Annotated in this window: 10 protein-coding genes; 4 read left to right on the forward strand and 6 right to left on the reverse strand. The window is 40.5% G+C overall.

All coding sequences use genetic code 11. From position 1 onward, the window contains the following. Together FJR37_RS26530 and FJR37_RS15700 are read left to right on the forward strand one after the other, a co-directional pair. The coding region (locus tag FJR37_RS26530; RefSeq protein WP_217355295.1) for a hypothetical protein at positions 1 to 192 on the forward strand (192 nt) is incomplete at its 5' end. 10 nt (positions 193 to 202) lie between these two features. Further along, positions 203 to 346, forward strand: coding sequence for a hypothetical protein (locus FJR37_RS15700; protein WP_160289921.1), 144 nt, complete (start codon positions 203 to 205; stop codon positions 344 to 346). 128 nt (positions 347 to 474) lie between these two features. Here FJR37_RS15700 and FJR37_RS15705 read toward each other — a convergent pair whose 3' ends face one another. The 4 genes from FJR37_RS15705 to FJR37_RS15720 all read right to left on the reverse strand — a co-directional run bounded on the left by FJR37_RS15705 (position 475) and on the right by FJR37_RS15720 (position 4,695). Further along, entirely contained in the window at positions 475 to 1,125 is a 651-nt protein-coding gene (locus FJR37_RS15705; RefSeq protein WP_174763435.1) for a hypothetical protein, read from the reverse strand. Positions 1,126 to 1,261: 136 nt separating this feature from the next. Next, positions 1,262 to 2,953, reverse strand: a complete 1,692-nt coding sequence (gene ilvD / locus FJR37_RS15710; protein WP_168466464.1) for a dihydroxy-acid dehydratase — start codon at positions 2,951 to 2,953, stop codon at positions 1,262 to 1,264. Positions 2,954 to 3,405: 452 nt separating this feature from the next. Beyond that, the gene (locus FJR37_RS15715) at positions 3,406 to 4,176 is read right to left on the reverse strand and encodes a pentapeptide repeat-containing protein (RefSeq protein WP_039200368.1); all 771 of its coding nucleotides are present in this window, start codon (positions 4,174 to 4,176) and stop codon (positions 3,406 to 3,408) included. A gap of 198 nt (positions 4,177 to 4,374) precedes the next feature. Further along, positions 4,375 to 4,695: a multidrug efflux SMR transporter gene (locus FJR37_RS15720; protein ID WP_039200370.1), complete on the reverse strand. Its 321-nt coding sequence runs from the start codon at positions 4,693 to 4,695 to the stop codon at positions 4,375 to 4,377. A gap of 266 nt (positions 4,696 to 4,961) precedes the next feature. On the opposite strand from FJR37_RS15720, the gene FJR37_RS15725 reads away from it, so the two are divergent. Next, the gene (locus tag FJR37_RS15725; RefSeq protein ID WP_168466465.1) at positions 4,962 to 5,708 is read left to right on the forward strand and encodes a DsbA family protein; all 747 of its coding nucleotides are present in this window, start codon (positions 4,962 to 4,964) and stop codon (positions 5,706 to 5,708) included. A 282-nt stretch (positions 5,709 to 5,990) separates the two neighbouring features. After that, a complete protein-coding gene (locus FJR37_RS15730) occupies positions 5,991 to 6,839 on the forward strand; it encodes an alpha/beta fold hydrolase (protein ID WP_039200372.1) in 849 nt (282 codons plus the stop codon). Between the two features lie 66 nt (positions 6,840 to 6,905). Here FJR37_RS15730 and FJR37_RS15735 read toward each other — a convergent pair whose 3' ends face one another. Together FJR37_RS15735 and rlmB are read right to left on the reverse strand one after the other, a co-directional pair. Continuing rightward, a complete protein-coding gene (locus FJR37_RS15735; protein WP_027401408.1) occupies positions 6,906 to 7,208 on the reverse strand; it encodes a DUF1816 domain-containing protein in 303 nt (100 codons plus the stop codon). Positions 7,209 to 7,320: 112 nt separating this feature from the next. After that, on the reverse strand, positions 7,321 to 8,196 hold the full coding sequence (gene rlmB, locus FJR37_RS15740; protein ID WP_072033576.1) for a 23S rRNA (guanosine(2251)-2'-O)-methyltransferase RlmB: 876 nt from the start codon (positions 8,194 to 8,196) through the stop codon (positions 7,321 to 7,323). Positions 8,197 to 8,218: the final 22 nt, after the last annotated feature.

Here is an 8,218-nt window from a genome sequence, read left to right on the forward strand (position 1 = left end):
GAAAAAGTTGTCTGTGAGGGACTTACAATTAAAAAAATACTCAAAAATTTCTTGTGGTGCGGTCCGAAAAGCCCGCTAACCATCAAGGACGGGCAGGATGCCCATCCCACAAAATTGGGTAATTTATTTTTTGGTGTTCCCTTAACCCAACTACAGAAAGTGTACAAGGTATTGCTGCTAGTTAGCAAATAGGTCTAAATCTGTGACTGCACCTACACTGCTGGAAGATACCAGTTTGGCGTATTTGGCAAGTACGCCTTTGGTATATCTGGGTGGTAGTGGTTGCCAATTGGGTAATTGGACAAAAATATTTATATATATAGGAATCCGGTTTGATTCCTTGTGACGTTTGTCCTATTACTTACAGCAAGGGGTTGAGCCTACAAAAAAAGATCTAGTCTAAACTCCAATTTATACAAGGGTTAAAGAATTGAACGCAGATGAACGCAGATAAACGCAGATAAAGATTGAATATTAACTCTGTTCTTCTTTTCTTTCTTCGTGTTCTTCGTGTCTTTGTGGTTCATTTAATTCGTAATTTTCCGACGCAAAGGGAATTTTCATGAGTTTTGCAGCTTCTTGTAATAGTGCTTTTTGTTCATTGTGAATAACTTCTAACCGTTGGGAAATTTCGGCTAACCTTTGTTGTTTACTGTGAGTTTTTCTAATTGGGAAAATTCCGAATCTAGCAAATTTTATCCAAAGAGATTTTAATATTTTTTGGAATAATATAAAAGGAATTTTAAAAATTGACCAACTAGCCGTTTCTATAATTTTAACAATTGCTTTGATAATACTCCAAAGTACAGCAATTGTAAATAATAAAATTACTACGCCTCTGACTGGGTGATTTATTCCCCATGTGAATATTTCTAATATTTGGAAAAACCAGGGATATTGTGATAAGAAATCATGAATAGTAGTATTAATATTTTTTTGGATTACTTCTGATGTATTGTCAGTAATTTTCTCGACATTTTGCCAATGATTTTCTAAATAAGCTTTAGTGTTATCTGTTGTTTGTGTGGCTTTTTGTTGTACAGATTGGGTGAAATTATTAACACCATTTTTTACTATTTGCCAATGTTGGGTAACTTTGTCTGGTAAGGTTGGATTTAGCTGCATAGGCTTGAAAATATTCAAGATAACGAACCACAGAGGCGCAGAGGACACGGAGAGTAAGAAGGAAGAGATGCTATTTTCAAAATTAATTTTATTCAATTACCCAACTTCTTTAAGAAGTCGGGTATCTGGTATAATTCTAATTAGCAAACAGGTCTAAATCTGTGACTGCACCTACACTGCTGGAAGATACCAGTTTGGCATATTTGGCAAGTACGCCTTTGGTATATCTGGGTGGAAGTGGTTGCCAATTTGCGCGACGGATGGCTAATTCTGCATCTGATATATTCAGTTGTAATAGACGATTATGGGCATCTATGGTAATGCTATCACCTTCTGCTACTAGGGCGATCGCACCACCTACAGCCGCTTCTGGGGCAACGTGGCCGACTACCATGCCGTAAGTACCACCGGAGAAACGTCCGTCGGTAATTAAGCCTACGGAGTCTCCTAAACCAGCACCAATAATGGCGGAGGTGGGGGCTAACATTTCCCGCATACCAGGACCGCCTTTGGGTCCTTCGTAACGGATCACAATGACATCACCGGCTTTGATTTTTCCGGCTAAGATGGCATCTAAACAGGATTCTTCAGATTCAAATACTCTGGCAGGTCCTGTAATAACTGGCTTTTTGACTCCGGTAATTTTGGCTACTGCCCCTTCCGTGGCGAGGTTGCCTTTGAGAATGGCTAGGTGTCCCTGGGCATACATGGGGTTATGCCAGGGACGAATTACGTCTTGGTCTGGGCGTGGTTCGGCGGGGATGTCTGCTAATACTTCGGCGACGGTCTGCCCAGAAATGGTGATACAGTCTCCATGCAGTAAGTCATGAACCAGAAGCATTTTCATGACTTGGGGAATGCCGCCGGCTTTGTGTAAGTCTGTGGCGACATATTTACCACTGGGTTTTAAATCACAAATGACGGGAACTCTACCGCGAATGGTTTCAAAGTCGTCTATGGTTAATTCTACACCGGCAGCGCGGGCGATCGCTAAAAAATGTAATACTGCATTGGTTGAACCACCCACAGCCATAATTACAGATATGGCGTTTTCTATGGATTTGCGGGTGATGATTTGCCGGGGTAATATCTGCTTGCGAATGGCTTCGACGAGGACAACGGCTGATTGTTCGGTACTGTCGGCTTTTTCTGGGTCTTCGGCAGCCATTGTCGAGGAATAGGGTAAACTCATGCCCATTGCTTCAAATGCTGAAGACATGGTATTGGCTGTAAACATCCCTCCACATGACCCTGCACCGGGACAAGCGCCGCGTTCAACAGCTAAAAGTTCATTTTCGTCAATTTTGCCGGCACTGTATTGGCCAACGGCTTCAAAGGAACTGACAACGGTTAAGTCTTTACCCTCATAATGTCCGGGTTTGATTGTTCCACCATACACAAAGATAGCAGGGATATTCATCCGCGCCATTGCTAACATTGCCCCAGGCATATTTTTATCACAACCACCAATGGCCAGTACACCGTCCATACTTTGGGCGCTACAGGCTGTTTCAATGGAATCAGCGATGACTTCCCGTGATACTAGGGAGTATTTCATCCCTTCTGTTCCCATGGAAATCCCGTCACTGACAGTAATTGTGCCGAAAATTTGGGGCATTGCGCCGGCGGTTTTTACGGCAGTTTGCGCCCTTTGTGCCAGTTCGTTAATCCCCATGTTACAAGGGGTGATGGTGCTGTAACCGTTGGCTATACCGACTATGGCTTTGTTAAAATCTTCATCTTGGAACCCTACAGCCCGCAGCATGGCACGATTAGGCGATCGCTGTACCCCTTGTGTGATCGCTTTGCTTTTAAGATTTTCTGACATCTATCTTTTTTCCTTGTTTACTATCTATTGTCGCTTAGTCTTCAGTATTCCTTATACCAAATCTAAGATGTAGCTGCATAGAATCAGATTTTCGGAATTATTAACCGCAGATGAACGCTGATAAAGATGGATGAATAAGGTAAAGGATCTAAATTCAAAGCCCGACAGCAAGCCAGTTTTACTCCTTCTGACTTCTGGGCGCAGGCCCTGCGCCCCTACCTCCTGACTCAATACTGTTCGGTTAACGAAAATTTCCACGTAAACAACCTATTGTATAAAACCAACAAATCATTGAAAATGTTGGGTTATGGCTATGGCTCCTACGTCGCTACGCAAGCTATCGCCACACTTCGTGAACGTTCCGATTGCTCCGCAACGCTAACGCGAACAACCCAACCTCGTATTTTTGTTTTTTAGTCTAACCGAACAGTATTGCCTCCTGACTCCTGCTATTAGAAGGGGAAAAACTGTAATAAGACTGAACCTAAACTCCCTACAAAGTCCATAAAGCTGGGTTTACCCGCACTCACTGTTTCTGAGTAAGGCGTTTTTAATTCTGTAATAAAAGCTTGCGTTGTTTTCAGTCCTTCGGTATTTTTTTCTTTTTCAAATAATTCTGCTGCTATTTGGGCATCTTGTAAGGCGTTTTGTCTGTCTAAACTTTGATAACTAGCAATACCCCGGGCTAAGTATGCACCAGCATAGTCTGCTTTAAGGGCGATCGCTTGGCTAAAATAATCAATAGCTGGTTTAAGATTCCCCTTTTCTGCTGCTGCTATACCCCAAGCATAGAAATCTTCTGATTTAGCAATTTGCGAAGGTATTCCTACCGCACCTTGAAAATTTGCACCTGTAATATTCGCACCTTTCAATTCAGCATTCATTAAATAGGTATCTCTTAAATCAGCACCAGTTAAATTTGCACCACTGAGTTTAGCCTCACTTAAATTCACACCAAATAAACTTGCACCGCTTAAATTTGCACCCCGCAAATCCGCACCGGCTAAATTTGCCCGACTTAAATTAGCACCCACAAGATTAGCACCGTTTAAATTTGCCCCAGCTAAATCAGCCATGACTAATCCAGCGTTACCAAGAAAGCATTTTGGACACTTTTTATTTGCCAATAACTGCCTAATATCCTCATAACTTGCAGCTTGAACTGCACCTGATAAGCTCACACTGAGTAAAAATACAGATGTTGCCAAAATTTTACTGTTCATAATTTATTTTTGTATTAATCCAAGTTTTTGGTTTAGGGAACACCAAAAAATAAATTACCCAATTTTGTGGGATGGGCATACTATGCCCGCACCACAAGAAATTTTTGGGTATTTTTTTAATTGGAAGTCCCTTAGTGTGGTAATTGATAATTGGTGATTCTGAAAAATTTATTTCCTCTGTCCTTCTCCCTCTTCCGTTTACTTAGCCAAGTTTAAACCAATAATACCGATAATTATAAAAGACATAGAGATAATTTTTACAATCGTAAAAGACTCATGAAACCAAATCACACTAATCGCAGCAATTATCAGAGTACCCAACCCTGACCAAATAGAATAAACTACACTCATCGGAATTGTTCTCAGAGAAAGAGTTAAAAACGTTAAACACAGTCCATAAAACACAAAAATAAAAATTGAGGGGATAACCTTAGTAAATTCTTCCGACAGTTTCATACAAGTTGTACCAGAAACTTCAAAAATAATTGCTGCTATCAGATAAAGCCAACTAATTAACATAACTGTTATCTCACTTCTGTTTAATGGGAATATTTACAAAAAAAGGGAACAGGTTTTGGGCAACTTTACTTTTCGTTACATATTTCGGTTTTTTCCGTTCACCTACTTATCAACAAATATTCTGACTCCTGACTCCTGAATTCTTCCTGTAACCTTTAATTTGAAAGATATATATTAACCAAAGGCATTATTTCAGAACCTGGAAAAAATTGCTGTTTTCTCCGCTACTTGATAAAATCACATTGCTAGTTATCGATCTTTGACAAATGTTCAAAATTTTTACTCATTTTCGCAATTTAGCAATTGTTAGCTTGATCTGTCTGATATTAAGCTGGTCACTTCCCGTCCAAGCTGAGACTAAAATAGACCCCCAACTAGAAAAACAAGTTCTAGAAATTATCCGCAAACACCCAGAAATAATTATTGAATCTGTGGGAGCATATCAGCAGCAACAGCAACAGAATATCCAAAAATCACGGCAAGAATTTATCAATAATTTTCAAGCAAATCCTCAATCCGTAATTGGTGATTCTCCCACAATTGGTGCAACCAAATCAAAAACGGTATTGATAGAATTTTCAGATTTTGAATGTCCTTATTGTGCCGAAGCACATCAAACACTCAAAGATTTATTGGCAAAATATCCGAATAAATTCACCTTAGTTTATAAACATTTTCCCCTTTATCAAATTCATGATCAAGCATTACCCGCAGCTACAGCAGCTACAGCAGCATATAAACAAGGTAAGTTTTGGGAATATCATGATGCCCTGTTTACCAATCAGAAACAATTGGGTGAAACTTTATATTTAGATATTGCCAAAAAGCTCAATTTAAACCTCAAAAAATTTGACAATGATCGCAAATTAGCTAATAAATCCATCGAAAAAGACCTATTATTAGCCCAACAATTAGGATTAGGTGGTACACCATCTTTTATTATCACCAGTCCAAATTTTGCTGGACCTGTAAAACTCACAGAAGTAGAAGAAATATTGCAAGGTAAACAATAAAATCTGATGATTTGGAATAATTTATACCAGTTTCATGGTTATTGCCAATAAATCTGCACCTTTAGCTAGAGGTGGCACTTATTAATTAAGTGTTCTAATTACAGTAAGTGTAAGGAGTAGTCTTATGAGAAGTGATGAGGATAACTTTTCGCTTCTCAATTCCTATTTTATTGAAGCAGGAGTTCAGTAGTCAGAATAAATTAATGGGGGATTCCCACCCTTTGCGCCTTTGCGTCTACCCTGCGTGCGGGATCTCTAAGAGAGGCTATACAATAGAGATTTATGGTCTATCGCACATCTGAATCTGAGACTGTACCACTTAACTTCTACACCCAAGGTCAAGGATTTCCCATACTCGGCTTACATGGTCATCCTGGTTCGGGACGTAGCCTTGCCATCTTCACCAATCATTTATCACAACGCTACCAAACCATTGCCCCAGATTTACGCGGATACGGCAAAAGTCGGTTTCAGGGTAAATTTGCAATGCAAGACCATTTAGACGATATAGAAGCCCTATTAGATCGGTTAAAAATAGAAAAATGCTTAGTATTGGGATGGTCGCTAGGAGGCATTTTAGCGATGGAACTAGCCATGCGCCTACCCCAACGCATCACAGGCTTAATTTTAGTAGCCACAGCCGCTAGACCTTGGGGCAATCATCCCCGAATTTCTTGGAAAGACAATATTTATACAGGAATTGCAGGTATATTAAACTATATAAAACCCAGTTGGCAATGGAATATTAATACTTTTGGCAAGCGATCGCTCTTTCGCTACTTGATTCAACAACACACATCCACAGCTTACAATTACATAGCGAGGGATGCCCTACCAGCCTACTTACAAACCTCATCAGCCGCTACAAATGCCCTCTACAGTGCCATTAGAGCAGGTTATAATCGCACCCCAGACCTTTGGCAAATTCAATGTCCCAGCCTAGTGCTTGCTGGTGAACAAGATCGCCATATTACCGCTGATGCCAGTTTAGAAACAGCCCGACACATTAACAACTCCCAATGGCAATGTTACCCCAACACAGCCCATCTTTTTCCTTGGGAAATACCCCAACAGTTATTAGGAGACATTGACAATTGGTTAGCCAATAACCACCAAATCATGAAAGTTTAAATTAGGCATAACTCGTTCCCAGGATTAGCCTGGGAACGATAACAGCCTCTGGAATTGGTAATTAGACTAATTTTGACCGCTAAAGACAGGCTTTACTTTACGGTCAATCCATTCCCCCAAATCTTCAGCAATTGTTAAAACAGTAGGCTTACAGCGTTTGATATTCACTATAATTCCCTGCGCCCCTTCAATTTCCAAATCCTCTACATAGCCATTGCTGGCTTTAGTAGCTGCCGCAGAACTGAAAAATGGACCGAAGTAGTATGTACAACTGGGATTTTGTGTAACAACTTCTACCCACCAAGCAAGACCGAGTCCATTGAATGTGCTAATTAACCTCTCTTGGAAGTTATGCCAAATCGTTGTCATAGTTTTCGCCGATTTATAAACGTGATAACTGGGCGTGTGCAAATAGATTAAATTTATTGTCTTTTACAGTTGCTGACTTCGCAGACAAATATCCACGAGATCAGCTTTTGTACTATTGTTTTTTCAAAGCAATTGTCTGTAGTTTATCAAGATACAGTGTATTCTGCGATTTTTGACGATAAATTTCGTAAAGTGCCATACCAGTTGCCACCGACGCATTGAGGCTAGGAGTCTTACCTTGTAAGGGAATAGACACCAAAACATCACAGGAACGTTGTGTCAACATCCCCAGACCTTCGCCTTCACCACCCACAACTAAAACCACCGGTCCGCTAAACTTAACACTTTGTAATGGTTCGCTACCTGTAACCGCAGTTCCATAAATCCAAAAGCCTTGTTCTTTTAACTGTTCTAAAGCGCGACCCAGATTGACAACTCTAGATACAGGAAAGGTTTCTAATGCACCTGCTGCCACTTTTACGACAGTAGAAGTAATTCCCGCTGCTCTTCTTTGGGGAATCACCAAACCATGAGCGCCAATAGCTTCCGCCGTGCGAATAATCGCCCCTAAGTTATGGGGATCAGTAATACCATCAGCAACTACAATGACAGGATCAGTAATAGATTTGGACTTAGCAATCAGGTCTTCTAATTCAATATAGGCATAAGGAGCAATTTGAGCCGCTATTCCTTGGTGGTTAGCGCGACCAGTAATTTGGTCTAACCGCATTGGTTCAACTTCATCAATCACTGCGCCATTATCCTTGGCTTGCAAAATCAAATGATGAAATCTGGGATCATAACGAAGACGGGTAGTAATCCAAAGACGGTTAATACTGCGTTCATTTTCCAACGCCGTCAAAACTGGATGACGACCATAGATTAAATCAGTCTCTTCTGTGGATGTAATTTCTGGAAGTTCCTGGGAAGACTGATAAGAAGGACGATATCTACTGGTGAAGGATTTACCTTCATTTGCTAAGGTGATTTCTGAGGATGGTTCAGAACCA

Source organism: Aphanizomenon sp. UHCC 0183, assembly GCF_009712065.1.
GTDB classification, from domain to species: Bacteria; Cyanobacteriota; Cyanobacteriia; order Cyanobacteriales; family Nostocaceae; genus Dolichospermum; species Dolichospermum heterosporum.